The sequence below is a fragment of the Streptomyces sp. SID10853 genome, from assembly GCF_010548145.1.
GTDB lineage: Bacteria > Actinomycetota > Actinomycetes > Streptomycetales > Streptomycetaceae > Streptomyces.
This window is the reverse complement of the sequence record NZ_JAAGLN010000020.1, coordinates 24353-50865: the sequence shown is the minus strand read 5'-3', so window position 1 is coordinate 50865 and position 26513 is coordinate 24353. Positions and strand designations below refer to the sequence as shown.

The 26513-nt window shown below is 71.4% G+C and carries 21 protein-coding genes and 1 pseudogene; 10 read left to right on the top strand and 12 right to left on the bottom strand.

All coding sequences use genetic code 11. The features are described from left to right. From G3I19_RS06965 to G3I19_RS06950, 4 genes and pseudogenes are all read right to left on the bottom strand, one after another. Positions 1 to 360: pseudogene (locus G3I19_RS06965) on the bottom strand (class II glutamine amidotransferase); the annotation flags it as partial. Beyond that, positions 360 to 1673 (bottom strand): ergothioneine biosynthesis protein EgtB, encoded by a 1314-nt coding sequence (gene egtB, locus G3I19_RS06960; protein WP_164260609.1) that lies wholly within the window; start codon positions 1671 to 1673, stop codon positions 360 to 362. The gene egtB and the pseudogene G3I19_RS06965, both read right to left, overlap by 1 nt. Beyond that, the gene (gene egtA / locus G3I19_RS06955) at positions 1670 to 2923 is read right to left on the bottom strand and encodes an ergothioneine biosynthesis glutamate--cysteine ligase EgtA (RefSeq protein ID WP_164260607.1); all 1254 of its coding nucleotides are present in this window, start codon (positions 2921 to 2923) and stop codon (positions 1670 to 1672) included. The genes egtB and egtA overlap by 4 nt, the downstream gene beginning before the upstream one ends. Before the next feature lie 216 nt (positions 2924 to 3139). Further along, a complete protein-coding gene (locus tag G3I19_RS06950; RefSeq protein ID WP_164260605.1) occupies positions 3140 to 3613 on the bottom strand; it encodes a type II toxin-antitoxin system PemK/MazF family toxin in 474 nt (157 codons plus the stop codon). Between the two features lie 71 nt (positions 3614 to 3684). Between G3I19_RS06950 and G3I19_RS06945 the strand changes: the two genes are divergently transcribed. Continuing rightward, a complete protein-coding gene (locus G3I19_RS06945) occupies positions 3685 to 4764 on the top strand; it encodes a glycosyl hydrolase family 18 protein (RefSeq protein ID WP_164260603.1) in 1080 nt (359 codons plus the stop codon). Positions 4765 to 4872: 108 nt separating this feature from the next. Next, the gene (locus tag G3I19_RS06940; RefSeq protein ID WP_164260602.1) at positions 4873 to 6057 is read left to right on the top strand and encodes a thiolase family protein; all 1185 of its coding nucleotides are present in this window, start codon (positions 4873 to 4875) and stop codon (positions 6055 to 6057) included. A 97-nt stretch (positions 6058 to 6154) separates the two neighbouring features. Here G3I19_RS06940 and trxA read toward each other — a convergent pair whose 3' ends face one another. Further along, complete coding sequence (gene trxA, locus G3I19_RS06935) at positions 6155 to 6526, bottom strand: thioredoxin (RefSeq protein ID WP_164260600.1); 372 nt, start codon at positions 6524 to 6526, stop codon at positions 6155 to 6157. A gap of 117 nt (positions 6527 to 6643) precedes the next feature. On the opposite strand from trxA, the gene G3I19_RS06930 reads away from it, so the two are divergent. Then, positions 6644 to 8077: an NAD(P)/FAD-dependent oxidoreductase gene (locus tag G3I19_RS06930; RefSeq protein WP_239074024.1), complete on the top strand. Its 1434-nt coding sequence runs from the start codon at positions 6644 to 6646 to the stop codon at positions 8075 to 8077. Positions 8078 to 8249: 172 nt separating this feature from the next. Here the strand turns inward: G3I19_RS06930 and G3I19_RS06925 are convergent, their stop codons facing one another. Beyond that, positions 8250 to 9803, bottom strand: a complete 1554-nt coding sequence (locus G3I19_RS06925) for a sulfatase-like hydrolase/transferase (RefSeq protein WP_164260598.1) — start codon at positions 9801 to 9803, stop codon at positions 8250 to 8252. 330 nt (positions 9804 to 10133) lie between these two features. Here G3I19_RS06925 and G3I19_RS06920 point away from each other — a divergent pair, with 330 nt between their 5' ends. Then, entirely contained in the window at positions 10134 to 11666 is a 1533-nt protein-coding gene (locus tag G3I19_RS06920; RefSeq protein ID WP_239074023.1) for an ABC transporter substrate-binding protein, read from the top strand. 98 nt (positions 11667 to 11764) lie between these two features. On the opposite strand, the gene G3I19_RS06915 is transcribed toward G3I19_RS06920, so the two are convergent. Continuing rightward, the gene (locus G3I19_RS06915) at positions 11765 to 13387 is read right to left on the bottom strand and encodes a family 20 glycosylhydrolase (RefSeq protein WP_164260596.1); all 1623 of its coding nucleotides are present in this window, start codon (positions 13385 to 13387) and stop codon (positions 11765 to 11767) included. A 189-nt stretch (positions 13388 to 13576) separates the two neighbouring features. Between G3I19_RS06915 and G3I19_RS06910 the strand changes: the two genes are divergently transcribed. Both G3I19_RS06910 and G3I19_RS06905 read left to right on the top strand, forming a co-directional pair. Then, positions 13577 to 14860 carry a family 1 glycosylhydrolase gene (locus G3I19_RS06910; RefSeq protein ID WP_164260594.1) on the top strand — a complete coding sequence of 428 codons (1284 nt, stop codon included), beginning with the start codon at positions 13577 to 13579 and terminating at the stop codon, positions 14858 to 14860. Between the two features lie 10 nt (positions 14861 to 14870). Further along, positions 14871 to 15452 carry a TetR/AcrR family transcriptional regulator gene (locus G3I19_RS06905; protein WP_164260592.1) on the top strand — a complete coding sequence of 194 codons (582 nt, stop codon included), beginning with the start codon at positions 14871 to 14873 and terminating at the stop codon, positions 15450 to 15452. 213 nt (positions 15453 to 15665) lie between these two features. On the opposite strand, the gene G3I19_RS06900 is transcribed toward G3I19_RS06905, so the two are convergent. Then, positions 15666 to 18140 (bottom strand): glycoside hydrolase family 3 C-terminal domain-containing protein, encoded by a 2475-nt coding sequence (locus G3I19_RS06900; RefSeq protein WP_164260590.1) that lies wholly within the window; start codon positions 18138 to 18140, stop codon positions 15666 to 15668. A 295-nt stretch (positions 18141 to 18435) separates the two neighbouring features. On the opposite strand from G3I19_RS06900, the gene G3I19_RS06895 reads away from it, so the two are divergent. Beyond that, positions 18436 to 19383 (top strand): SGNH/GDSL hydrolase family protein, encoded by a 948-nt coding sequence (locus G3I19_RS06895; protein WP_164260587.1) that lies wholly within the window; start codon positions 18436 to 18438, stop codon positions 19381 to 19383. On the opposite strand, the gene G3I19_RS06890 is transcribed toward G3I19_RS06895, so the two are convergent. Beyond that, a complete protein-coding gene (locus tag G3I19_RS06890; RefSeq protein WP_164260586.1) occupies positions 19373 to 20017 on the bottom strand; it encodes a TetR/AcrR family transcriptional regulator in 645 nt (214 codons plus the stop codon). The two genes, G3I19_RS06895 and G3I19_RS06890, sit on opposite strands and share 11 nt — an antisense overlap. A gap of 326 nt (positions 20018 to 20343) precedes the next feature. Between G3I19_RS06890 and G3I19_RS06885 the strand changes: the two genes are divergently transcribed. The 3 genes from G3I19_RS06885 to G3I19_RS06875 are packed head-to-tail and all read left to right on the top strand — an operon-like array spanning position 20344 to position 23947. Further along, entirely contained in the window at positions 20344 to 21285 is a 942-nt protein-coding gene (locus G3I19_RS06885) for an ABC transporter permease (RefSeq protein ID WP_164260584.1), read from the top strand. Further along, positions 21282 to 23063 carry an ATP-binding cassette domain-containing protein gene (locus tag G3I19_RS06880; RefSeq protein ID WP_164260582.1) on the top strand — a complete coding sequence of 594 codons (1782 nt, stop codon included), beginning with the start codon at positions 21282 to 21284 and terminating at the stop codon, positions 23061 to 23063. The genes G3I19_RS06885 and G3I19_RS06880 overlap by 4 nt, the downstream gene beginning before the upstream one ends. Further along, on the top strand, positions 23060 to 23947 hold the full coding sequence (locus tag G3I19_RS06875; protein ID WP_164260580.1) for an ATP-binding cassette domain-containing protein: 888 nt from the start codon (positions 23060 to 23062) through the stop codon (positions 23945 to 23947). Before G3I19_RS06880 ends, G3I19_RS06875 begins: the two co-directional genes overlap by 4 nt. Before the next feature lie 57 nt (positions 23948 to 24004). Here G3I19_RS06875 and G3I19_RS06870 read toward each other — a convergent pair whose 3' ends face one another. From G3I19_RS06870 to G3I19_RS06860, 3 genes are read right to left on the bottom strand one after another with little or no spacing between them, the layout of a single operon-like run. Next, positions 24005 to 24313 (bottom strand): STAS domain-containing protein, encoded by a 309-nt coding sequence (locus tag G3I19_RS06870; protein ID WP_164260617.1) that lies wholly within the window; start codon positions 24311 to 24313, stop codon positions 24005 to 24007. Positions 24314 to 24360: 47 nt separating this feature from the next. After that, on the bottom strand, positions 24361 to 25632 hold the full coding sequence (locus G3I19_RS06865; protein ID WP_164260578.1) for a SpoIIE family protein phosphatase: 1272 nt from the start codon (positions 25630 to 25632) through the stop codon (positions 24361 to 24363). After that, positions 25632 to 26441, bottom strand: a complete 810-nt coding sequence (locus tag G3I19_RS06860; RefSeq protein WP_164260576.1) for an alpha/beta hydrolase — start codon at positions 26439 to 26441, stop codon at positions 25632 to 25634. Before G3I19_RS06860 ends, G3I19_RS06865 begins: the two co-directional genes overlap by 1 nt. Positions 26442 to 26513 lie beyond the last annotated feature (72 nt).

Sequence of the window (26513 nt, the reverse complement as noted above, 5' to 3'; positions counted from 1 at the left end):
GCCGGTGAGCGCGCCGTTGTGGCTGAACAGCCAGGGCCCTGCGGCGAACGGCGCCGCCGCCGCCTCGCCGTCGGCGCCCGCCTCGGTGGCGTCGCGGACCGCAGCCAGCGCCGCCCCGCTGCGTACGACCCGGGCGAGATCGGTGAAGGAGAGGTCGGCCCAGATGGGGCCGGTACGCCGGTAACGTGCGGGCACCGGGTCGTCATCGGCGTACCAGCCGACCCCGAACCCGTCGGCGTTGACCGTCCCGTGGCGCTGTCTGCGCGGCTCCCACGACTGGCGGACCAGCGAGTGCCGGGGCCGCACCAGAACCTCGCCGAGCGGCTCCGGCGTTCCCAGGTAGGCGATATGACGGCACATCAGGCATCCCTCGCGGTCCGGAAACCGGAGAAGATCTGACGGCGCACCGGCAGGTCCCAGTTACGGAAGGTCGCCCGGCAGGCCACCTCGCCCACGGAGAACGCGCCGCCCCGCAGCACCTTGTGGTCCGGGCCGAAGAACACTTCCGAGTACTCGCGGTAGGGGAAGGCGGCGAAGCCCGGGTAGGGCAGGAAGTCGCTGGACGTCCACTCCCACACATCGCCGATCAACTGCCTTACACCCAGGGGGGATTGACCCTCCGGATAGCTGCCGGCCGGGGCGGGGCCGAGATGGCGCTGGCCCAGGTTGGCCCGCTCCGGGGTGGGGTCCTGGTCGCCCCAGGGGTAGCGGTAGGAACGGCCGGTCGCCGGGTCGTGGCGCGCGGCCTTCTCCCACTCCTCCTCGGACGGCAGCCGCCGCCCCGCCCAGCGGGCATAGGCGTCCGCCTCGTACCAGCTGACGTGGAGCACCGGCTCGTCGAGCGCCACCGGCTGCACGGCGCCGAAGCGGCGGCGCAGCCACTGGCCGCCCTCCCGGTGCCAGAACAGCGGCGCGGCCAGCTCATGGCCGCGGACCAGGTCCCAGCCCTTCTCCTGCCACCAGCGCTCGTCGCGGTATCCGCCGTCCTCGATGAAACGCAGGAACGCGCCGTTGGTCACCGGGGCGGTGTCGATACGGAAAGCCGGTACGAGCCGCTGGTGCGCGGGACGTTCGTTGTCCAGCGCCCACGGCTCGTCCGACGTGCCCATGGTGAACGGGCCACCGGGGACGAGGACTTCGTCCGGCAGGCCGGCGCGGTCCGTGTGCGGTGGCGCGGGAGCGGTCAGTGCGGTGGGGCCGCTGCGCAGCTGATGGGTGATGAGCATCGTCTCGTCGTGCTGCTGCTCGTGCTGGGCGATCATCCCGAAGGCGAACCCGGCGTCGACCAGCGGCCGCCCGTGCAGCGGGGCGCTCTCCAGTACGTCGATGACCCTGCCCCGTACATCCGACGCGTAGCGCCGTGCCTCGGCGGGCTGCAGCAGCGGCAGCGAGGGGCGGGTGGCCCTCGGGTGCTCGAAGGCGTCGTAGACCGAGTCGATCTCGGGGCGTATCGCCTCACGGCCGGCGACGGCCCGCAGGAGCCACTGCTCCTCCTGGTTGGAGATATGTGCCAGATCCCAGACGAGCGGGGACATCAACGGCGAGTGCTGCGCGATGAGTTCACTGTCCTCGACGCAGTCCGTGAGCGCGCTGGTACGGCTGCGGGCCGCGGTGAGGGCGTCGAGCGCGCTGCGACGCACAGCGGCGGGGTCGGCTGTGGGGTCGGCGGTCATGAGCGGTGATCCTTCCCGTGGTCGGGATCCAGCAGATCGTCGGCGGGGCACCTGCCGCGCGCGACATAGCGGGCGGCGAAGGCGGAGACCGCGTCCAGCACGGCGGTCGAGGCACCGAGCCGGGGGAGCGCCTCCTGTGCGGCGGCGAAGCAGAGCACGGCGGCCGCACGCAGCTCGGGGTCGGCGAGGCCGCTCCTGGCCGCGGTCTCCCAGAGCGGGTTGCGCGGCGCGGGCGACCGGCCCGCGGTCTCCGCGAGGGGTTTGACGGCGCGGTACACGGTCTCGGCCGCGGCGGGGTCGTCGAAGAGCGCCGCGGTCACCGCCAGGGGCACCGTCCAGCCGTCCTCACCGGGCTGCGCGTCGATCATGCGCAGTTCGAGGTGGCCGCGTGGCCGCACCGGAGGGAACAGCGTCGTCAGGTGGTAGTCCAGATCCTCCCGGGTCGGCGGTCTGGGCAGGCCGGTACGCAGCCACTGCCGGAACGAGAGGTTCTCCGGCACCGGCCAGGGGCCCGCGTCGGCGCGGATGCACATCACCGGAGCGTCCAGGACATGCGCCGCCCAGGCGGTCCTGGGCTCCGGGCCGTCGTACGGCGCGAGCGACCGCACCGGGTCGAGATCGGCCCACTGGGACTGCCGGGTGGAGAGCCAGCCGGTCGTACGGCGCTGGCGGTGCGGGGAGTTGGCGAACGCGGCCACCAGCACCGCCCCCAGCAGATGCGCCAGCTTCCAGCGCCTGCCGTAGCCCAGCGGACCCGGTTCCGCGTGCCCCGCGTCCAGGCAGACCTGGATGGAGGCCGAACCGCACATCATGGACCGGCCGGCCGGGCCGTGCCGGTCCAGATACGTCTCCATCGCGTCGTACCGCGGTTCGCGCAGCAGCCTGCGCGGCGGATGCCAGGGGTCCTGCCCGAGACCGGTGAGCACCAGTCCCTCGCCGCGCAACGCACCGCGCACAGCGGCGAGATCCGTGGACACCGAGTCGACGCACTCGGTCAGCGATGCGGCGGGCAGCGAGCTGAGCTCCAGCTGTCCGCCGGGCTCGAAGGTCAGCGCCGAGACGAGCGGCAGCGCACGTACCACCGTCTGCGCCCGCGCGATCCGTTCCTCGGACATCGGCGACTCGGGGTGGTGCAGGTCGTGCACGAGCCATTCGAGCTCGACACCGACCGTACGGGGCGGTCCTGTCTTGAAGCAGATACATCGGAGCAGGTGCTCCGCGTCCACCTCGGTCAGCAGCGGCATGGTCATGATCGGCTCCTCGTGGCGAAGATACCTTCGGCCGTTGTCCGGTGCCTCCCGGAAAACGCTCCGTCCCACCTAAGCCACTGCCGACGGTCCGCACAAGAGCGCCCCGGGCGGCCGTAATCCCTGTTGTCCGGGGATTCCCCGGGCCTTCACCGCCGGGCCGCAGCGGCCGGGCAACGCTCGGCCACCCGGGGCGCATCCGTCATCGGCCGCGCCCGGTCACCGCCAGCCGTAGCGCTCCCTGAGCCGGTCGACGACGGCGTCGAAACGCGGCCGGTCGAGTGCGCACGCCTCGCGCCGCATCCCGCCCTCGTGCACCCGCAGCACCCGGTCCAGGTCGACCCAGGACTCACGCCCCTCGCGGTCCCACGGCCCGGCCCCGATCGCCAGCCACTCCCGGTCCCTGTCGTGCGGCTTGCTGGAGAGGCGTACGGCGAGCAGGGTGTCCGCCTGCTCCCGCGCCACCACCAGGACCGGGCGGTCCTTGCCGCGGCCGTCGTTCTCCTCGTACGGCACCCAGGTCCAGACGATCTCGCCGGGGTCGGGATCGCCGTCGTGGGCGGGGGCGTACGACGTCCTGACCGGGCCGATGTCACGCGGTTCGGCCTCGGTCGTGGCGGTCGGGCCCGTGCTGCCGGGCAGGTCGGTGCGGGCACCCTGATGTCCGGTGTGGTCACCCTGATAAGTCGTCATCCGGGTCACGTTAGAACCTGGACGGACCATCCCGCAGGGCGGGACCCGGCAATCGTCGTCACTCTCTGGCCATGATCACTGCGCTTGCCTCCCGCACCGCCCGTGCACTGACCGCTCTCGTGTGCGCCCTGGCCGCCGCCCTCCCCGCGAACGCGGCCGCTTCGAGCCCGCAGGAGCCGCCGGACACCGGAGCCGGCCGGCGCACCGCCTCGGCCTGGCTGCCCTACTGGGACCAGGAGAACGGCTACCAGGACGCCCTGCGCCACGCCGGTCAGCTGCACACAGTCAGCCCCTTCTGGTACAAGGCAGCGGCGGCGGACCGTATCGAAGGACACCCCGGAGCGGGCGACACACGCATCATCAACGGGCTGCACAAGGCCGGGATCCAGGTCATCCCCACGGTCATGGACATGGACACCATGAAGCGCGGCGAGCTGGCGAGGATCCTCACCACACCCGCCCTGCGCACCGCGCACACCGCGGCCCTGGTCCGGCTCGCGCGCGGCCACGGCTACGACGGCATCGACCTCGACTACGAGACCATCACCACCACCCCCACGGCCGGCTACCGCACAGTGCGCTCCGCGTACGCGGCCTTCGTCACCGGCCTCTGCGCGAAGCTGCACGCCGTACGCAAGCAGTGCGTCGTCACCGTCTCCCCGCAGACGGCCACCACGGGCCGCATCTGGGACTACGCGGCGATCGGCCGGGCCGCCGACCGGATGCGCATCATGGCGTACGACCTGCACTGGTCGGGCGGCCCGCCGGGACCGCTCTCCAGCACGGCCTGGTACGACGAGATCCTGCGCCGGGCGACCGCGCTCGTGCCCGCGGCCAGGATCGAGACGGCGCTGCCCGGCTACGGCTGGGACTGGCCCGCCGACGGCAGCCGCCCGGCCCGCCATCTGACCTGGAAGCAGGCGGACGCGCTGCGCCGCGAGGTCGGCGCGCCCTATGCGCTCGACCCGGAGTCGGGCACCCCGCACTTCACCTACCGGGACGGGGCGGAGCCCAGGACCGTCTGGTACCAGGACGCGCGGGGCGCCGCCGTGCAGCTGGCCGCGGTACGCGGATACGGGGTGCGCAACACCTCGCTCTGGGCACTGGGCTTCGAGGACCCGGGCCTGTGGAAGGTGCTCGCCCGGCAGTGAAGGGGCGCGGGCGTTGACAGGGAGCGAGGGCGGGCAGAGACTCGGGCCGTCAGCCGTCCTGAACGATCGTTCACCTGGCGAACGGCCTGGTGGCCTGGGAGAGATCCGATGAGCATCCGCGACGTCTACATCGTCGACGCAGTCCGTACGCCGGTCGGGAAATTCGCGGGGGCGCTCTCCGGGGTACGCCCCGACGACCTCGCGGCCCACGTCGTCAGGTCGCTGGTGGCACGGGCCCCCGGCCTCGACCCGTCCCGGATCGACGACGTGTACTTCGGCGACGCCAACGGCGCGGGCGAGGACAACCGCGATGTGGCCAGAATGGCCGTGCTGCTGGCGGGACTTCCGGTCTCCGTCCCCGGGGTCACCGTCAACCGGCTCTGCGGCTCCGGGCTCGAAGCCGTCATCCAGGCGGCCCGCGCGGTGGCGGTGGGCGACGCTTCGGTGGCTGTCGCGGGCGGCGTCGAGTCGATGTCGCGGGCGCCCTGGGTGCTGCAGAAGCCCGAACGCGCCTTTCCGGCCGGACATCAGCAGCTGCACTCCACGACGCTCGGATGGCGGATGACCAACCCCCGGATGCCCGCGGAGTGGACCGTCGCGCTCGGCGAGGGCGCCGAGCTCGTCGCCGACAAGCACGGCATCAGCCGGGCACAGCAGGACGCCTTCGCCCTGGCCAGCCACGGCAAGGCCGCCGCGGCCTGGGACGCCGGCCTCTACGACGGGGAGGTCGTGCCGTACGACGGAGCCGGCCTCACCCGTGACGAGTGCGTCCGCGACGACTCCAGCATGGAGGCACTCGCCCGGCTCAAGCCGGCCTTCCGCAAGGACGGCACCGTCACCGCGGGCAACGCGTCCCCGCTCAACGACGGCGCGGCCGCCCTGCTGCTGGTCGACGACGAGGGGCTGCGCGCCACCGGCCGGGAACCGCTCGCCCGTATCCGGGCATCCGCGGTGACCGGAGTCGAGCCGCAGCTCTTCGGGCTCGGCCCGGTCGAGGCGGTCCGGCGGGCCCTCGCCAAGGCGGGCAAGGGGTTCGCCGACCTCACCACCTTCGAGCTGAACGAGGCGTTCGCCGCCCAGTCCCTCGGCTGCCTGGTGGAATGGCCGGAACTCGACCCGGCCGTCGTGAACCCGCGCGGCGGTGCGATCGCGATCGGCCACCCGCTCGGCGCGTCGGGGGCGCGGCTCGCGGGATCCGTCGCGCACCAGCTGGCCGCGGCCGGCTCCGGCACCGGGCTCGCCGCCCTGTGCATCGGTGTGGGCCAGGGGCTCGCGCTCGTACTCGAACGCTGAGAGCCGCGGACAGCCGCAGGTAGCCGCAGGCAGCAGTGGGCCCGGGTTCCGGCCGGAACCCGGGCCCACTCAAGCTGTCGGAGCGAGGCGAGAGGGGCTACGCCTCACCCTCCTTGGCATTCTCCACCGACTTGCGGACCTCGTCCATGTCCAGCGCGCGCGCCTGCCCGATCACGTCCTCCAGGGCCGCTTCCGGCAGAGCGCCGGGCTGCGAGAAGACCGCGACGTTGTCCCGCACGATCATCAGGGTGGGGATGGAGCGGATCTCGAAGGCCGCGGCCAGCTCCTGCTGGGCCTCCGTGTCGACCTTCGCGAAGACAAGATCGTTGTGCCGCTCGGACGCGCCCTCGTAGACCGGGGCGAACTGACGGCACGGTCCGCACCAAGAAGCCCAGAAGTCGATGAGGACGAAGTCGTTGTCGGTCACGACATCGTCGAAGTTTTCCTTGGTGAGCTCGACCGTGCTCATGCTGTGCCCGCCTTTCGTGGCTGACCGGTGTGTTCGCCCGCGTCAACCGTGGTGTTCGCTGTCCTATTCCGACTGCCCATGTGGCCGCACGGCACACCCCGTACCAGACTGGCTCCCATGACCGATGGCATGGAGAACACGGTGTACGACGTGGTGGTGCTCGGCGCGGGCCCGGTCGGCGAGAACGTGGCGGACCGCGCCCGCGCCGGCGGCCTGAGCGCGGCGGTGGTCGAGAGCGAACTGGTCGGCGGTGAGTGCTCCTACTGGGCGTGCATGCCGAGCAAGGCCCTGCTGCGCCCGGTGACGGCGCGCGCCGACGCCCGGCGGGTCCCCGGTCTGCGCGGCGCGGTGCAGGGGCCCCTCGATGTCGCGGAGGTGCTCGCCCACCGGGACGACTACACCTCGCACTGGAAGGACACGGGCCAGGTCGACTGGCTGGAGAGCATCGGAGTGGACCTCTACCGCGGCCAGGGGCGCCTCACCGGCCGGAGGAAGGTCGTCGTCACCGGTGCCGATGGACAGCAGCGGCAGCTGACCGCACGGCATGTGGTCGCCGTGTGCACGGGAACCCGCGCGGTCGTGCCCGAGCTGCCAGGGCTGGCCGGGGCCAGGCCCTGGACCAGCCGGGAGGCGACCAGTGCCCGGTCCGTACCGGCGCGTCTGGTGATCATCGGCGGGGGAGTGGTGGCCACCGAGATGGCCACCGTCTGGCAGGCGCTCGGCTCCCGCGTGACCATGCTGGTGCGCGGCGGCGGGCTGCTGCCCCGGATGGAGCCCTTCGCGGGCGAGCTGGTGGCATCGGCGCTGCGGGAGGCCGGAGCGGACATCCGGCTCCACACCTCTGCCGCTTCGGTCGAGCGGGGCGAGGGACCGGCGACAGTGGTGCTGGAGAACGGCGAGCGGATCGAGGCCGACGAGATCCTCGTCGCCACCGGCCGCGCCCCGCGCACCGAGGACATCGGCCTGGAGTCGGTGGGCCTGACCGCCGGGTCCTGGCTGACCGTGGACGACAGCTGCCGGGTCGACGGCACCGACTGGCTCTACGCCGTCGGGGACGTCAACCACCGCGCCCTGCTGACCCACCAGGGCAAGTACCAGGCCAGGATCGCGGGCGCCGCGATCATCGCCCGTGCGCAGGGTGTGCCGCTCCTGGAGACCGACCGCTGGGGCGCGCACGCCGCGACCGCCGACCACGCCGCGGTCTCCCAGGTGGTCTTCACGGACCCGGAGGCGGCATCCGCCGGTCTCACCCTCGCCGAGGCGGAGAGCGCCGGATACCGGGTCAGGGCGGTGGACTACGACATGGCGGGCGTCGCGGGAGCCGGTCTTTACGCCGATGGCTACCGGGGCCGGGCCCGTATGGTCGTCGACCTCGACCGCGAGGTCCTCGTCGGCGCCACTTTCGTGGGCCCCGGGGTCAGCGAGCTGCTGCACTCGGCATCCGTCGCGATCGCGGGGGAGGTGCCGATCGACCGGCTGTGGCACGCGGTCCCGGCGTATCCGACGATCAGCGAGGTGTGGCTGCGGCTGCTGGAGACGTACCGCGGCTAAGAGCTCATGCCGACGCACCATGCCCGACATGATCCGCCACTGTTCGACACGAGATTCCAGTACGCGCGGAACATGCTGCGTGTCCGGCACGCCGGCTGGGCCGGCCCGGTGCGGCGGATCGCGTCGGCCCCGACCTGGGGCGCCCGCGCGGGGTGGCCCCGCCGTCGCGGGTTCACCTCTGCTGGTCTCCGTCGGATGCCTTCCAGCGGGCCAGTGCGCGGGCGAGCTGCTGTGAGGCGCGCTCCACGGTTCCGTCTGGGCCGGCCCGGCCCGCGGGCACCGGCAAGTCGACGCTGGGGTAGCGGGGGTCCTCGTCGGCCGGGATGACGTCCGCCGTATCGGCCAGCCAGCTCAACAGGGCCTGGTTCATGCGCTGTTCGACGTCCGTGTGGGCTGGACTGCCCGCCACGCTGATCCGTTCGTCGGGGTCGGTCGACCGGTGGTACAGCTCGGCCGGTTCGTACAGCCGCCACACATACGTCCACTCCCGGTCTCGTACCGCCACGGCCCGGCCGACGAGTTCGGGGCGCTCGTGTTGGAGTGCTGCCTTCAGGTCGTAGGGGAATCCGGCCCGCTCGAACTGCGGTTCCTCCGCCGCGGAGAAGCCGCCCTCGGTGAAGGCGTACTCACGGTGCTCCCTGCCGGTGTCATGGATGAGGGGCACCAGACTGCGTCCGAAATGGCGGTGCGGCGCCTCCACACCGGCCATTTCCAGGACGGTCGGCAGCACATCGATGAGTTCCACCATCGCGTCGGTGTGCCCGCCCCCGGGCAGCCCCGCGCCGGCGATGACGAGCGGGTCGCGGGTGATGGACGGGTGGAGGGCCGACGGCCACTTCTCGACCAGGCCGTAGTCGCCCAGGTATTCACCGTGGTCGGCGAAGAACAGCGTGACGGTGCTGTTGCCCGCTCCGCTGCCGTCGACCGCCGCCATCAGCCGCCCGAACTGCTCGTCCATCCGGGAGATCATCCCGTAGTACGTGGCCTTCACCTCGCGCCACATCTCCGGCGTGGTGTCCTCGATCCCGAAGGTTTCCCTGATGGCCTGCATATAGGCGGGTTCGGGGCCTTCGGCACCGGCGGACGGGGCGGGGGCGGGCAGCGCGGCGCGGTCGTACAGGGAGAACCACGGCTCCTCGACCTCGAACGGGCAGTGCGGCGCGATCAGCGGCACGAACAGCGCCCACGGCCCCTGCGGGGGCTGTTCGAGCCAGCGCACCGCGGTACGGATGGTGGCTTCGTCGGCGCTGACGCGCTCGCTGTCGTCCGGCAGCCGGCCGCGGTAGTGGAGGCGCGCCCGCTCCTCACCGCCCGGCCAGCCGCCGGGAGCGGCGGGGCCACCGAACACTGTCGGCGGGACCCCGAACCCGTACTCGTCGACGCTGAGTTCGGTGGCGCCGGGCGCGAACGTGTCGCCCCGCATCCCCGGCCATGCGACGTGGTAGCCGGCCTCCTTGAGGCAGCGCGGCAGATTGGGTTCCCACGGCTTGAGCAGATGGGTCAGGGTCCGGTGCCCCTGGGTGTGCGGGTACCACCCGGTCAGGAACGACGCCCGGCTGGGCGAGCAGACGGGGTGCTGCACGTAGGCGTTGTCGAAGCGGGTGCCGCGGGCGGCCAGGGCGTCCAGATGCGGGGTGCTGATGTGTGGGTTCCCGAAGGCGCCGACCGCGTCGGCGCGCAGCTGGTCCGGGATGAAGAAGACGAAGTTCGGCCGCTTGCCTGACATGAGTGGTGCTCCTTCACGGCGTCCGGCCCCGGCCGGGCGGCCGGCTCTGCAGGGGTGCTCGTACCCGTACTCAAAAACCATACGGTGCACTGTTTTTGCTCGTCAAGAGTTGCGTGGCGGCTCGGGTCGCCCCTCCCTGGGGCCCGGGGAGGGGGGTGCGGCCGGACCGCCTTCCGGTTCCGACTTCTCCGGTTGGCGCATTGACGCCTAGAAACCGATCACAATATGGTTTTCGAAATGGTCGAGCTCTTTCGGCTGGGCGTGCTGTCCGGCTGCCCCCTGTCGTTCCGCCGGGACACCCCTGTTCCCGGCCACCCAGACGGAGAGAACATGATGAGGTATTCCGCCCGAACCGGGGCTTTGACGGCCTGCGCCACTGTGGCGTCCTTGGTACTCGCGGGCTGCGGGGGAGGCGGCGGTTCCGCCGGAGGCGGGTCCGCTGAACTCGACATCGCCACCCTGACGAGCGCTCAGAGCCTCGATCCGGCCGACGCGCTCGGCAGTGCGCTGCCGTACTTCCAGGCGGTCTACGACACTCTGCTCAAGCGGGCCCCGGACGGCAGCTTCCGGCCGATGCTGGCCACCAAGTGGTCGTACGACAAGGACCGGACGCGGCTGTCGCTGACCCTGCGCCAAGGGGTGAAGTTCACCGACGGGAGCGCGTTCGACGCGCAGGCCGTCAAGGCCAACATGGAGCACTTCAAGAAGGGCGGCGGTGGTGCGGCCAAGGATCTCGGCGCCCTGCAGGCAGTCGAGGTGCGGGACGCCACACATGTGACGCTCCGGCTTTCGGCCCCGGACCCCGCGATGCTCTTCTATCTGAGCGACGCGGCCGGGCTGATGGCGAGCCCGGCGAAGCTGGCGGGCGGCACCCTCAAGACGGATCCGGACGGTACAGGCCCGTACACACTCGACAAGGCCAGGACAGCGGTCGGGGACAAGTATGTCTTCGAGCGCAGGAAGGGCTACTGGGGCACCCAACTCCCTTACCGCACACTGACGATCAGCGTTTTCGACAACGAGACAGCCATCGTCAACGGCCTCAGGACGGGTCAGATAGACACCGCCGTCCTCCAGGACGCCAACCAGCAGGAGGCCGTCAAGTCCGACACCCAGCTCCGGACGGCCGAGCACACCTTCGACTTCCAGGGGCTGCTCCTCTTCGACCGGGCGGGCGTACGGACCCCGGCGCTGCGGGAGGTGAAGGTGCGCCAGGCACTCAACTACGCCCTGGACCGCGGCACGATGCTCGACAAGATCCGCCGGGGCGGCGGCCAGGCCACCGACCAGGTCTTCGGAACGGGCACGAAGGCGTACGACAAGAGCCTGGACACCTACTACGACCACGACCCGGCGAAGGCGAGGAAGCTGCTGGCCCAGGCGGGCTACGCCAAGGGGTTCACCCTGAAGCTGCCGAGGATCTCCGCCATCGTCAACGACGCTCTCGCATCATCGATCGAGACGGATCTCAAGGCAGTGAAGATCAAGGTGGTCTGGGACCAGCTCGACGGCAACAGCGCCGTCCAGAGGATCTACAAGGACCGGGCCTACTCCGCCATGGTCATGAACATCGGCCAGTCGCCGATCGACTGGGTCACCGTCCAGGACCTGGTGGCACCGGGCACGTTCAATCTGTTCGGCTCCACCGATGCGACCGTCAGGCAACTGCTTCCGCGCATTGAGGCGGGCGGCCCGCAGGCCGGCACGGCGGCGCGCGCCCTGAACAGGCATCTCGTCCAGCAGGGCTGGTTCGTCCCCTTCTACCGGTCGTCGTTCCTGCTCGTGTCCGGCAAGGACGTGAAGGCAGAGCCGCAGTCCGGGATGGGTGTGCCGTCGATCTACGACTACACACCGGCCGGGTAGGCGGCTGCCCGCGGCCCGCACAGGGCCGGCGCACCACCGCGGGCCACTTCGGAGGGCGCCTTCGCCGCACACCGCGGTGGAGGCGCCCTCCCGCGCACTCATGTCCAAGGCACCTCCGGTGCTGCGAAGTGGACCAGGCCCCGTTCGCTCCACATCCGCGCGTGCCGGGCGATGCGGGTGCGGTACTCGTCCCACTCGGGCGCCCGCCCCGACCAGGCGGCCTCGGCCAGCGAACCGATGCGCGGCAGGAGCAGGGTGGTCAAGTCGTCCATTCCGCGCAGGGTATGGGCGAAGAGCGTCGCTTCGACACCGGCCAACTGCTCCTCGGGGATGCCGTACGAGGCCGGATCCCACGAGGCCGTGTGGCGGACGCTGCGCGGGCGGTAGCCGGGGAAGCCCAGGCGCGCCGTGGTGGCGGCCTGGTCCGTGGATGTCCCGTCCGGCGCGTAGCCGCGGTCCAGGTAGAGATGGGACTGCGGCGACAGCAGCAGCCGGCCGCCTCCGTCGATGATCCGCTCGACATCATGGTCGGACGGGGCGAAGAACTTCTTGAGGGCCCGGATGAACTCCACCGTCATGCCCGCCGCGACCAGTCGGGGCCGCTCGGCGAGTTCCTCGGCGGTGTCGGGCAGGTCCATCATCGGGACGTCGACCCAGAACTGGGCGATGTCATCGGGCCCGGCCCCGGCCCGGGAGGACTCCTGCCAGGCCACCGGACGTTTGCCGGACTTCCTTGTGAGGTCGCGCAGTTCGCGTACCCCGGCTGCGAAGCTCTCATCGGTGATGCCGACCGCCTCGTCGGCGCCGATATGGACGAACGGGCCGTCGGTCAGGGCGCAGACGTCGGCGAGGACGGCGGAGACCGCCGCGTGGGTGTCCGCATCGGTGAGGTCGAGCGGCGGTACGAAGGGGAAGCGCCCCACGAGTCCGGGCGGTGCGGGCGCGGGAGGCAGCTCCGGCAGGGCCGTGCGCAGCGCGGCGCAGTGCCCCGGAAGGTCTATCTCGGGAACGACGGTGATGTGGCGCCGCGCCGCGTACACCTGGAGGTCCCGGTACTCCTCCGTGGTGTAGTAGCGCCGTTCCCCGGGGCCGTCCTGCTGAGCGGCCGGAGGCGGGGAGGTCAGGGCCGGGACCGACGGTATTTCGAGGCGCCAGCCCTCGTTGTCCGTGAGATGCAGGTGCAGCACGTTGAACTTGTACAGGGCGGCGACATCGATGATCCGTCGCACCTCATCGGCCGTGACGAAACAGCGGGCCGGATCGATCAGCAGCCCGCGCCAGGCGAAGCGCGGTTCGTCGTACAGCTCCTGATGACAGATCAGGCCGTCGGGCGGTGCGGTCAGGATCAGTTGCGCGGCCGTGGTCGCCGCACGGAAGACGCCCTCGGAGGTGCGCGCCCGGCAGATGACGTGCCGGGGGCCGACCGTCAGGCGGTATGCCTCGTCGGCCGGCTCGGCTCCGCCGTCGGGCGCGACACCCACGGTACGGCCGGGCGGTACGCCGGCCGGGTCGAGCGACAGGACGATCTCGGTCGCAGGCCCCGTCGGTGCGTCACCTGGCAGCAGGCGCTCGCCCAGGTGCGGTGCCAGCAGGGCGCGCACCGCGTCGGCGACCGGTGCCAGGCGTTCACCGGCACGGATACGCCAGGGGCCGGCGGCCGGAAGTGAACCGGCCTCCACTGCGGCGGACCGCTCCGCGGGGCGGGGGATGACGGCGTTCATGGAGCCTCCACCGGCCGTCCGGGGGCCCGGGAGCCCGGACGGCCGAGTCGTCAGGTACGGCGCTTCGGCGCCCCCGGGCCGGCCGGGTCCGGGGCGCGTGTTTCGCCCGGGCGCCTCTTCCTCCGGGACCGGCGCCGCCTGTACGCTAACACGAAAACCGATCAACGAACGCTTTTTAGGGGTGGCCGCATGACGTCCTCAGCAGGATCCGCACTGGTGCTTCCGGAGCACTTCTTGATGGGGGCAGCCACCTCCGCCCACCAGACCGAGGGCAACAACGTCTCCAGCGACTGGTGGGCCCTGGAGAACCAGGAGGACACCTTCGTCGCCGAGCCGAGCGGGGACGCGGCGGACAGCTTCCACCGCTGGCCCGAAGACATGGACCTGCTGTGCGGGCTGGGCTTCAACGCGTACCGCTTCAGCATCGAATGGGCACGCATCGAGCCTGAGCGCGGCCGAGTCTCCCGAGCCGCGGTCGCGCACTACCGCGCGATGGTGCAGGGCGCGGTCGAGCGCGGCCTCACCCCGGTGGTGACGCTGCATCACTTCACCTCGCCCCGCTGGTTCACCGAGCGCGGCGGCTGGGCGGCCCCGGACTCCGCCGAGCTGTTCGCGGCGTACGCCCGGACGGCGACGGAGATCCTGCGTGCGGGGGTGCGGTACGTGGCGACCATCAACGAGCCCAACATGGTGGCTCTGATGTACGGCATCCGCCGCTACGCCGCCGAACACGGCTGGGACGCCGTCACCAGCAGGGACGAGACCGGCGCGGCGGCCGGCGGCCCGGCCTCGGCCGAGCCCGCCGCCGACATCACCGAGGCGCTGGTGCGTGCCCACCGGGCCGCGACGCTTGTTCTCAGGAGCGCCGACCCGGGGCTCCGGGTCGGCTGGACCGTGGCCAACCAGGTGTACCAGGCCGAGCCGGGAGCCAGGGACGTGGCAGTGGCCTACGCACGGCCGCGCGAGGATGTCTTCCTGGAGGCCGCCCGCGAGGACGACTGGATCGGTGTGCAGGCGTACACCCGCCACTGCATCGGCCCGGACGGCCCGCTGCCGGTCCCCGAGGGCACCGAGACCACGCTGACCGGCTGGGAGTTCTACCCGGAGGCACTGGGTGAGGCCGTCCGGCACACCGTTCGGGTCACCGGTCCCGGTGTCCCCGTCATCGTCACGGAGAACGGCATCGCGACCGGCGACGACGAGCGGCGGATCGTCTACACGGAGCGGGCGCTGTCGAGCCTCGCGGGCGCCATGGGCGACGGTGCCGACGTACGGGGCTACTTCCACTGGAGCGCCGTCGACAACTACGAATGGGGCACCTACCGGCCCACGTTCGGGCTCGCTGCGGTCGACCCGCGGACCTTCGCCCGTACGCCCAGAAAGTCGGCCCGGTGGCTCGGCGCACTGGCCCGCGCCGGGCGCATCCCGCAGGCCCCCGCGCAGGCCCGGGCCGGCGCACCGACTGCACGTTAGGGTGATCAGCATGGCGAAACGGGGCCCGTACGAGAAGGGCGAAGCGAAGCGCGGCGAGATCCTCCACGCGGCACTGGAGATCTTCGCCACGGAGGGATACCGGGGTACGTCGCTGCGCAAGGTGGCGGCGAAATGCAATCTCAGCCTCCCCGGTCTCATGCACTACTTCGACTCGAAGGAGGACCTGCTGACTCAGGTCCTGCGGATGCGCGACGAGACGGCGCGGCTGCGGCAGCAGGAGCGCACCGATCCGGGCAGCTACCGAGAGGTCATCAGGGAGGGCGCCCGTACACCGGGGCTCGTGGAGCTGTTCGTCTCCATGACTGCAGCCGCCAGCGACCCGGCGCACCCGGCGCACGCGCTCTTCGCCGAGCGCTACCCGATGCTGCGCGAGCGGGTGGCCGCGTATCTGCGGGAGCGGATGGAACAGGGCGCTATGCGCACGGACATCCCGCCCGAGCGGCTCGCGGTCCTGCTCATCGCGGTGGCCGACGGCATCCAGCTGCAGTGGCTGATCGACAGGTCGACGGACATGGAGCAGCCGATCGACGACGTGTTGAGCCTGCTGTCCCTTGAGCCAGGCGAGCGGTGACGGGCGGCCCCCCGAATCGGCGCCGGACCGGGGGGCGGTGATGGACAGCCCCTGAAGCGGGGCGCGGTGGCAGCCGGTCTCCGACGTGGGTGGCGGTGGCAGTCAGTCGGCCGGACCGGGCCGCGGTGCTGGGGACGGTGGTCTGCTCCACCCCCGGGGCGTGCGCGGGGGTGGAGCAGTGCGTACGAGCGGGGTCGGGGGCAGCCGTGTCCGCTACCCCGCCCCGACCCCTTCGGCGGGCGTCTCCGCCGCAGCGCGGGCAGCCAGCTCCGTCAGGTCCTGGGAGGAGACGGGGCTCTGCGGGAATTCGGCGATCACATCCAGCGGAATTCCGGCCAGGAAGCGCCGCATCACCGGGTCGGCCAGGGCAGCCGAGTTGCCCGGGGTGCCACCACGGGCGAACCGCTCCAGCAGCAGCGGCCCGCCGACCGGATGCGCGAACCACTCCGCCAGGGTGTGACGGCCTGTCAGCCCGATCCGCGACGGGTCTCCCTCGACGTGCACCTGTACCGCCAGCCTGATGTCCCGGGAGGAGGCCGCCGCCTCGATGCGGTAGGTGCCGCCCGCCACCCGCCACCCGCCCTCTCGTTCGCTGTAGTGGGCGAGATCGGTGCGGTCCAGCTCCACGACGACTTCGCGGTGTTCGCCGGGTTCCAGATCCACTGCCGTGAAACCGCGCAGTTCACGCTCCGGGCGGGCGGTCCGGCTCTCCTCGGGGCCCGCGCTGTAGATCTGCACGATCTCGCGCCCCGCGCGCCGCCCGGTATTGGTCACGCCGACCCGCACGGTCAGCCCCGCGTCGCCGTGGCCGGTCCCGACGCTGAGACCGGAGTACGCGAACGAGGTGTAGGAGAGACCGTGGCCGAAGGGGAAGGCGACATCGCTTCGGCGTGCGTCGTACCCCCGGTATCCCACGAACACGCCCTCGCCGTAACGGACATGACCCTCCTCGCCCGGGAAGGAAAGATACGAGGGCGAGTCCTCCAGGCGCAGCGGAACGGTTTCGGCGAGCCGCCCGGACGGGCTGACCGCGCCGAACAGGACCCGCGTGAGCGCGGCTCCTCCCGCCTGGCCCAGCAGCCAGCTCTCTACGAGGGCCGGTACCCGGTCGTGCCAGGGCGCGGTGCGGACCACGCCGCCGTTGGAGAGGACCACCGCGACCCGGGGGTTGGCGGAGACGACCCGCTCCAGGAGGCGCAGTTGGGCCTCGGGCAGATCGATGCGGTCGCGGTCGAACCCTTCTGATTCGTCCAGCGCGGGCAGTCCGAGGAACAGCAGCACGGCGTCGCTGCGGGCAGCGAGCCGCTCGGCCTCCAGCGCGAGGGCCGCCGGCTCCCGGGCGGGGGCCGCGGAATCTGCGGCCAGGGTCCCGGACGCCCCGGCTGTAGCCCCCACAGCCGGATCTCCCGGAGCCGGACCTTCGGCTGCCGTATCGCCCACGGCCGCATTGGCCGCTCCCCGGTCTCCGTGGCCCGGCTCCCGGTCCCCGGCCGGATGTGTTCCGCCGTCGGGCAGGGTGTACCCCGCCGCGAACTCCACCCGCGCTCCGTCGGCCGCCGCCCGCAGGCAGTCGAGCGGTACGTCGAGGCGGGCCGGGGTCACCTGGGAGCTGCCCGCGCCCTGGAAGCGCGGGGTGCGCGCGAGTTCACCGATCACGGCGATGCTGCCGGTGCCCGGGTCCAGGGGGAGCAGCGCGGGGTGGTTCTTGAGCAGGACGACGCACCGCTCCGCGGCCTCCCGAGCGAGCAGATGGTGTGCGTCGTACGGGATTTCGCCCCGCTTCTGTCCGCCGGATACCTTCGCGCGCCGGGCGAAGCGTGCCATCCGCTCGGCCGACCGGTCCAGCGCCTCCGGGTCCAGGGCCCCGGACTCGACCGCGGCGACCACCTCACGGTCGGTCCGCCCGCCGGTGCCCGGCATCTGCAGGTCGAGTCCGGCGCGCAGGGCGGCGACCCGGTCGCGCACCGCGCCCCAGTCGGACATCACCACGCCGTCGAAGCCCCACTCGGTGCGGAGGATATCGGTCAGCAGCCGGTGGTTCTCGCTCAGCGGTACGCCGTTGAGCGCGTTGTAGGAGGCCATGACGGACCAGGGCCGGTCGCGGCGGACGATGCGCTCGAAGGCCCTGAGGTAGATCTCGCGCAGGGGGCGCTCGTCGATGTCGGCGCTGATCCGCATACGGTCGGTCTCCTGGTTGTTGGCCGCATAGTGTTTCAACGCGGCCCCCACTCCGGCCTCCTGCAGCCCCCGTACCATCGCCCCGCCCATCTCGGCTGTCAGGAGCGGGTCTTCCGAGAAGTACTCGAAGTTGCGCCCGCACAGCGGCGACCGTTTGATGTTGATACCAGGACCGAGCACCACCTGTACGCCGTGCGCCCGCGCCTCGGTGGCGATGGCGGCGGCGACACGCGCCGCGAGTCCCGGATCCCAGCTGCTGCCGAGGGCGACCGCCGGGGGGAAGCAGGTGGCGGGGGCCGCGCTGTGCAGATCGAGCTGGCCGCCGTCGCCCTGCCCCCGGGGCAGTCGCAGGCCGTGTGGCCCGTCGGAGAGGGACACGGTCGGTATCCCCGGCACCGCCTCGGTGACGAAGTCTCCCGCGCCGCTGGTCAGCGAAGCCTTCTGGGCGAGCGTCAGCCCGGGCAGCCCGTCGGGGGTGCCGGGCGCGGGGGGCGGTTTCTGCTGGGTCATAGGGCCTGCCCGGTCGTTGATGCGGCGTCGGCCGGTGCCGTGTCCGTCGGAGGGGCGCCGACCGGGCGCGGCAGAGCTCTGCCGCGATCGCAAAAACCGTAAATTGATCGGGTTTCACTGTCAAGGCCCGTGGAAGCGGCGTCCCGGGTCTCGTCCGCCGCCTTGCCGGCAGCGAAACTGCCGGACGACGGCATATTGACGACCGTAAACCGATCACCTTACGGTTTTCGAGCCCGGGGCACTCCGCCTCGGTAGGCCCCGCACGACCGGGCCACTCACGAGATGAGGGACAGCAATGTCGCTGCACCGTTCCGTGCCCCGTACCGCAGGGCTTCCGCCCGCCACGGCCGTCCGCCGCCCTCTTGCGAGAGCCGGTGTCCCGCTGGCAGCGGCCGGGCTGGCGGCCCTGGCTCTCGCGACGCCCGCCACGGCCCGTCCGGCAGCCCCCGCCCCAGCCGGCCACGCGAGGGCGAAAGCCGCCGCAGCGCACTACGTGGCGCTGGGTGACTCGTACAGCGCCGGCGCGGGCATCCCCGACCAGGTGGACGTGAACTGCGCCCGCTCCGACCAGAACTACCCGTCGCTGATTGCCAGGACCATCGGCGCGGCGCAGGTCACCGATGTGACCTGCTCGGGCGCCGACACCACCGATATGACCCAGCGTCAGGGCTCGGCCCCGCCCCAGCTGGATGCCCTGCGTCCGGACACGACGCTGGTCACCCTGGGTATCGGAGGCAACGATCTCGATCTGACCGGGGTCATCACGCGCTGTGTCCTGCTCGCGAACCTCGCACCGAACGGCGCACCCTGCAAGAGCAGTTACACCCTCCTCGGCACCGACGAGATCCGCTCGCGCATCAACGCCACCGGCCCGAAGATCGAAGCGGTACTCAAGGACATCCACACCCGTTCCCCACAGGCGAAGGTGGTCCTGGTCGGCTATCCCGCGATCGTCCCCGACGACGGTTCGGCCTGCCGCGACACGATCCCCTTCGCCGAGGGCGACTTCGCCTGGTTCCGTGACGAGGAGAAGGCGCTCAACTCCATGCTCGCCGAGCAGGCCGCAGTGTACGACGCGGCCTACGTCGACACCTACACCCCATCGGTGGGCCATGACGCCTGCAAAGCGGACGGCGTGCGGTGGATCGAGCCCAAGGAGTCGGCGGCTGCGGCCGGCTTCCATCCCAACGCGGCCGGACACCGGAGCATGGCCGGTGCGGTCCTCGGGGTGATCAGCCGGTGAGCCGGCCCCCGCGGGCGGCCTCCCGCTCCACTGGCAGGCCGTAGCGGCCGAGGAAGTCACGGACCGACTCCTCCATCGAGACGGCGCCCGGCTCCAGGAGCCACTGTGTCTGCAGACCGTCCAGGAGCGCGAGCAACTGGACGGCAACGGCCTGCGGTTCGGCCCTGACAGGCGGATCGGCCGCGGCGAACAACGCCCCCAGGAGCGCGCCGAGCTCGGCGCGCAGTCGCCGGTAGCGTTCGACGAAATAGCGGTGGGCGGGGTGGTCGGGCCCCGAAGCCTCGACGGACAGCTTCGCGTACAGGCCGACCAGGCCGGGCGTTCGGCTGTTGCGCCCGACGAGTTCCACGACCCGTCGCAGCCGCTCGGCGGGTGGCGGCTCCGGCGCCGCGGGTTCCAGGATGCGCGGGAAGAGCCAGGCGGCGTCGGCCTCGTCGCGCCTGCTGAGGACCTCGATCAGTAGCTGCTCCTTCCCCGGGAAGTGGTGGAGGAGCCCGGCGTGGGTGAGGCCCGCGCGGGCGGCGATCTCGCGCAGCGACACGGCGTTGAACCCCGAGCGGGAGAACAGCTCGGCCGCAGAGTCGAGGATGCGGGCGCGCGTGCGCTCGCCCTTCGTCCGGGGCTCCTTGCTCAACGGGAGGTTCCTTCCGGTGGATTCAGTGAAGGCAGCAGGTGGCGGGTCCGGTACGTACGGCGGCCGCGTGGGCCGGCGCGGTACGTGTGCCACCTGGACGGAGACCGCCGCGCGCGTCGACGGCCGTGCCGAATCTACCAGTTGGTCAATTCCTCACCAGAAAACCTACCGACTGGTTAGTTCTGAGAGTAGGGTCGCCCTCGTTCCCCGCCGTCCACACGGCACCGAACACCCATGCGCCGAGTGCCGCCCCGCCCACGGGGGCGCCCGCACCGAGCGCGGCTCACGCCGGCCGATCCGGCCGCCGGTCACGGATACCGAGACACATGCTGACCTTCATCGCCCGCAGAATCGCCGCAGGAGCGCTGCTCCTGCTCGTCATCTCCCTGCTCTCCTATCTGCTCCTGTCCATCCCGGACACGGACGTGGGACGCCAGCTCCTCGGCCAGGGCGCGTCGCAGCACGCCATCGACGCCAAGAACGCGTCCCTCGGCCTGGACCGGCCAGTCCTCGTCCAGTACGGAGACTGGCTCTCCCACGCCGTCCGCGGGGACCTCGGCATCTCCTGGTTCACCAGCGAGGACGTCACCGAGGCCATCGCCAACCGACTGCCCGTCACGGTGAGCCTGATGCTCGGCGTCACGCTCGTGACCGCCGTAGTGTCCTTCCTGCTCGGGGTGTGGGCGGGGGTCCGCCGGGGCGCGGCCGACCGCTTCGTACAGGTGCTCGGCGTCATCGGCTACGCGCTGCCCGGATTCCTGGTGACGCTGGTGCTCGTCCTGGTCTTCGCGGTCCGGCTCGGCTGGTTCCCGGCCATCGGCTACACCCCGTTCACCGAGTCGCCCGGCGGCTGGTTCTCGACCGTGACGCTGCCGGTGCTCGCCCTGTCGGTGGCCTCCGTCGCGGGCGTCTCCCAGCAGGTGCGCGGTGCCGTGGTCGACGTCCTGCGCCAGGACTACATCCGGACCCTGCGGGCGCGCGGGCTGCCCCAGTCCCGCATCGTTCTCAGACACGTGCTGCGCAACGCGTCTGCGCCGGCGCTGTCCGTCCTCGGCATGCAGTTCGTCGGCCTGCTCGGCGGCGCGGTGCTCGTGGAGCAGATATTCGGGCTCCCGGGAATCGGCAGCATGACCGTCACGTACACCACCCGCGGCGACGTCCCCGTGATCATGGCGCTCGTCATGCTCACCGTGATTGGCGTCGTCCTGATCAACCTCCTGGTCGACATCCTGATCGGCTGGCTGAACCCGAAGGCGAGGGTCGCATGAGCGACAACCTCCCGGCCGGCTCCGCAGCCGCACCTGCGGGACCGCGACCGCACGCCGTACTGCGACGGCTGGTGCGCAACCCGATGGGCGCCGTCCCCCTCGCCATCCTGGTGATCCTGGTGGCCGCCGTGCTGCTGGCACCGCTGCTCGCACCGCAGGCACCTGGCACCTCCACACTGCGCGACGCCTTCGCCGGTCCCAGCGGCGCCCACCCGCTGGGCATGGACTCGGCCGGGCGCGACATCCTCTCCCGCATCCTCTACGGCGGGCGCAACACCCTGGGCGGCGCCCTGATCGCGCTCGGCGTAGCCCTCGCAGCCGGGGTGCCGTCGGGTCTTTTCGCAGGTTATTACGCAGGCCGGTTCGACGCCGTCGCCAGCTGGTTCGTCAACCTCGTCATGGCGCTCCCCGCCATGGTCGTACTCCTCGCCTCCCGCGCCATCCTCGGCCCCAAGATCTGGGTCCTGATGATCGTCCTCGGGGTCCTGGCCGCCCCGAGCTTCTTCCGGCTGGTGCGCGGGATCGTGGCCAACGTCCGTCGTGAGCTGTACGTGGACGCCGCGAAGGTGTCCGGGCTCTCCGACCTCCGCATCGTGGCCCGCCACATCCTCATCGTGGTGCGCGGACCCATCATCATCCAGGTGGCGCTCGTCGCGGGTATCGCCATCGGACTGCAGGCCGGGCTGGAATTCCTCGGAGTCGGCAGCGGGTCCACCGCCACCTGGGGCGCCATGCTCAACGAGGCGTTCCAGAACATACAGCGCCGACCGGTGCTGCTGCTGTGGCCGGGCCTCGCGCTCGGGCTCACCAACGGCGCTCTCGTCCTGATCGCCACCGCCCTGCGGGACGTCCTGGAGAGCCACACCGACCGGCCGCCCCGCCGCCGAAGGCCCGGCAGGAGCACGGCGGCCGAGACCCCCGCGCCCGGCGGCGGGACTCGCGCAGCGCTGCTGTCGGTCCGCGGCCTCGCCATCGAGTACGCCCAGCCGGACGGCACCGCCGAAGAGATCGTGCACAGCGTCGACCTCGACGTGCGGCCCGGTGAAATCGTCGGTCTGGTCGGCGAGTCCGGGTCCGGAAAGACCCAGACCGCCTTCTCCGTCCTCGGCATCCTCCCCGAGGGCGGCCGCATCAGCCGCGGCAGCGTCCTCGTGGCAGGACAGGAGACAGCGGGACTGCACGAGCGCGCGCACCGCACACTGCGCGGACGCACGGTGGCGTACGTACCGCAGGAGCCGATGAGTAATCTCGACCCGGCCTTCACCATCGGCAGCCAGCTGACGGAACCCATGCGCCACGTCCTGGGCCTGTCCCGGGCGGAGGCGGCCGCACGCGCCGTCGAGCTGCTGCACCTCGTGGAGATCCCCTTCCCGGAACAGACCGTCCGCCGCTACCCGCACGAGATATCCGGCGGCATGGCCCAGCGGGTCCTCATCGCGGGAGCCATGTCCTGCGAACCGGACCTCCTCATCGCCGACGAACCGACCACCGCCCTCGACGTACGCGTCCAGGCCGAGGTCCTCGACCTGCTGCGCCGACTCCAGCGGGAGCGGGGGCTCGGGGTACTCCTCGTCACCCACAACCTGGGCGTCGTCGCGGATGTCTGCGACCGCGTCGCGGTGATGAGAGCAGGCCGCATCGTAGAGACCGGCAGCACCGGCCAGGTCCTGCACGACCCGCAGGACCCCTACACCCGCACCCTGCTCGACGCCGTCCTGGACACGGCACCGACGCGTGCACCCTGGCAGCCCCGAGAGGCGAGGAGCACCCCCGCATGACCCCCCGTACGACGACCACTGCCGGAGTCGGCACCCCCGGTCACCCGGCGGGCGCGGCCCTGCTGACGGTACGGGAGCTGCGTGTCTCGTACCCCGGCGAAGGCCGGCGCTCCCGGCGCACCGAGGTGCTCAGGGGCGTGGACCTGGACATCAGGGCCGGTGAAACCCTCGGTCTGGTGGGCGAGTCCGGTTCCGGCAAGACCACTCTGGGCCGCGCGGTCCTCGGGCTGGTCCCGATCGCGTCCGGCACCGTCACCTTCGACGGTGAGCGCATCGACAAGGCAGCCACCGCCCGTCGTCGCGCCCTCAGCCGCGACCTCCAGGTGATCTTCCAGGACCCGTACACCTCGCTGAACCCTTCACTGACCATCGGGGACACCCTGGCCGAGCCGCTGATCGGACAGGGCGCCGACACCCAAGAGGCTCGCGGCCGTGTCGGGGGCCTCCTCGACCGGGTCCACCTGCCCGCGGACGCGGCGCGGCGCCTGCCCCGGGAGTTCTCCGGCGGCCAGCGTCAGCGGGTCGCCATTGCCAGGGCTCTCGCGCTCCGGCCCCGCCTGGTCGTCTGCGACGAACCGGTCTCCGCGCTCGACCTCACCACCCAACGGACAGTCCTCGACCTGCTCCTGGAAATCCAGGAGCAGACCGGGGTGGCCTATCTCTTCGTCTCCCACGACCTGTCCGTGGTCCGCTGTATGAGCCACCGCGTCGCCGTAATCCACCAGGGGGAGATAGTGGAGTCGGGCGACACCGGGCAGATCACCGGCTCTCCTCAACACCCCTACACTCGCACCCTGCTGCTGTCGTCACCCGTCGCGGACGTGGCCGAACAGCGCAGGCGCAGGGAACAACGGGCGGCAGCCCGTGCGGCGAGCGCGGACTGACGGCGCAAGGCGGACCGACGTCAGTCCGCGGGCCGGCTCCCTGGCGGGTGGCGGGGGTCAGCCCGGTGCCGGCCGCCAGGCGATTTCGGCGTCCTGGGCGGTGGGGTGAACGGGGAAGACCTGTTCGAGGCCGATGGTGCGGAAGATACGGCTGACGCGTTCGGGGACCGCGGCCAACACGACGGTGGCGTGCGCTGCCAGGGCGTGGTTGCGGGCGGCGATCAGCACGGTGATCCCGCTGGAGTCGCAGAAGGTGACGAAGCCGAGGTCGATAACGAGCTGCTGCCCCGGGCACAGATCGAGTTCCAGGAGGGCGGCGCGAACGGTGGGCGCGGTGCGGTGGTCGAGTTCGCCGGCGAGTTCCATGACGGGGCCGGCGATGGTGGTGCGGCTGCGGAAGGCTGGAGGCGGGGTCACTGGTGCTCTTCACTGGGGGGACGGGGCACGTTGATGGCGAGGACGGCGGTGTCGTCGTCCACACCGGTGCCGAGGGTGTCGAGCAGGCCGCGGATGGCCGCGATCGCGTCAGTGGCGGTGGTGGGCGCGAGGGTGCGGACGAAGTCGAGGAGGGCGTCGTCTCCGTAGCGGCCGCCGGATTCGGCGCTGGCGGTGTGCGCTTCGGTCAGGCCGTCCGTGTGCAGCAGCAGGGTGTCACCGGGCCCCAGGCTGGTGGTGGTTGTGGCGATGTGCGCGTCGGGCAGGGCGCCGATGAGCTGGCCGCCGGGGGTGGGCAGGAAGTCGGCGGTGCCGTCCGCGCGTATCAGTAGGGCCGGAGGGTGTCCGCCGCTGGCCAGCGTGACACGGAAACCTCCCCGGTTGCCGTACGGGGTGAGCAGGCCGAAGACGACGGTGCAGAAGCGGGGGTCCGTTCCGGTGTACTCGTGGTTCAGGACGCTGTTGAGGTTGCTGAGTACAGCCGCCGGATCGGCGTCGTAGACGGCCGCGGCGCGCAGGGTGTAGCGGGCCAGGGAGGTGACGGCTGCAGCAGCGGCGCCTTTACCGCACACGTCACCCAGAAACAGCCCCCAACTGCCGTCGGCCAGAGGGAAGAGGTCATAGAAGTCGCCGCCCACCTCGTCGGTGGAGGCGATGTGGTAGTGCGCGGCGACATCCACACCGGGCACATTGGCCAGTGCCGGCGGCAGCAGCGTCTGTTGCAATGTGGCGTTCAAACGCTGGAGACGTTCGCGTTCCCGGTCAGCCTCCCGGCGGGCTCGCAGCAGTTCCGTTTCGTAGGCGCGGCGGTCGCGGGCGTCGAAGACGGTAGTGCGAATCAGCAGCGGTTGCCCATCACCGCCGGTCTTCACTGTGGAAGTGACCAGGACCGGAAGGCGGCTGTCATCGGCGGCCTTGAGCTCCAGAGCGATTCCGCTGACCTCGCCCTGCATGCGCAGCAGCGGCGCGAAATGCGTCTCGTGGTAGAGCCGCCCGCCGGCCGTCAGCAGGTCAGCGAAGTGTCTGCGGCCGACCAGGTCACCGCGCCGATAGCCGAGCCAGTCCAGCAGCGTGGTGTTGATCTTCGCGATCCGGCCGTCCAGCAGAGTGGACAGAAACCCGCACGGGGCGTGTTCGTACAGGTCCTCGGCACTGTCCTCCAGCAGCGCGGAGAACTGCGCCTGTTCATCGACGGGACTGCCGTCCTGTTCCAGATTTCGGCGCTCCTCTTCGTCACTCGTTCCGCACATCACCCGGCCGCTTCCGCGAACGCGGCGATCGCCGCGGCGGTCTCCTCCGGCGCGGCGAGCTGGGGGCAGTGCCCGGTCGCGTTCAGCGTGACCAGACGGCTGCCGGGTACCTGCGCGTGGACGAACGCGCCCACCTCAGGCGGGGCGATCGCGTCACTGGAGCACTGGGCGACCAGCGTGGGCACACCCACCCGGGCAAGATCGGCGCGGTGGTCGGACAGGAACGTCACCCGCGCGAAAGCGCGGGCAATATCCGGATCGGTGCGACAGAAACTGTTGGTCAGCTCCTCGCCAAGCTCCGGCCGCTGAGGGTTGCCCATGATGACCGGCGCCATCGCACCCGACCACCCCAGATAGTTCGCATCCAGCGACTCCAGCAGCTCACCGATATCCGCAGCACTGAACCCGCCGCGGTAACCGGTGGCCGGGTCGTCGACAAAACACGGCGACGGCGCCAGCAGCACCAGCCCCGCGAAAACCTCCGGCTCTCGTGCCGCGGCCAGCACGCCCATCATCGCGGCCACCGAATGCCCCACGAAGACCACCGGGCCGAGCGCCAGTTCACGGCAGATCTCCAGCACGTCATCGGCGTACCCGTCCAGCGCCGAGTAACGATCCCGGCTCCATGCCGACAGGTCGGAACGCCCGGCGCCCACATGATCGAAGAGGACCACGGTGAAGTCACGCTCCAGCACCGGCGCCACCAGACGCCACATGTTCTGGTCGCATCCGAAGCCATGCGCCAGCACCACCACCGGCCCTCCCGGCCGCCCGGTCACCGTCACATGGTTCCTGTCCCTCACACCCATAGGCTCAGTCTCGCAGACCAGTACGGCACAGCCCGCCCGACCATCTCCGTAGAACCGGACTGTCTGTAAGCC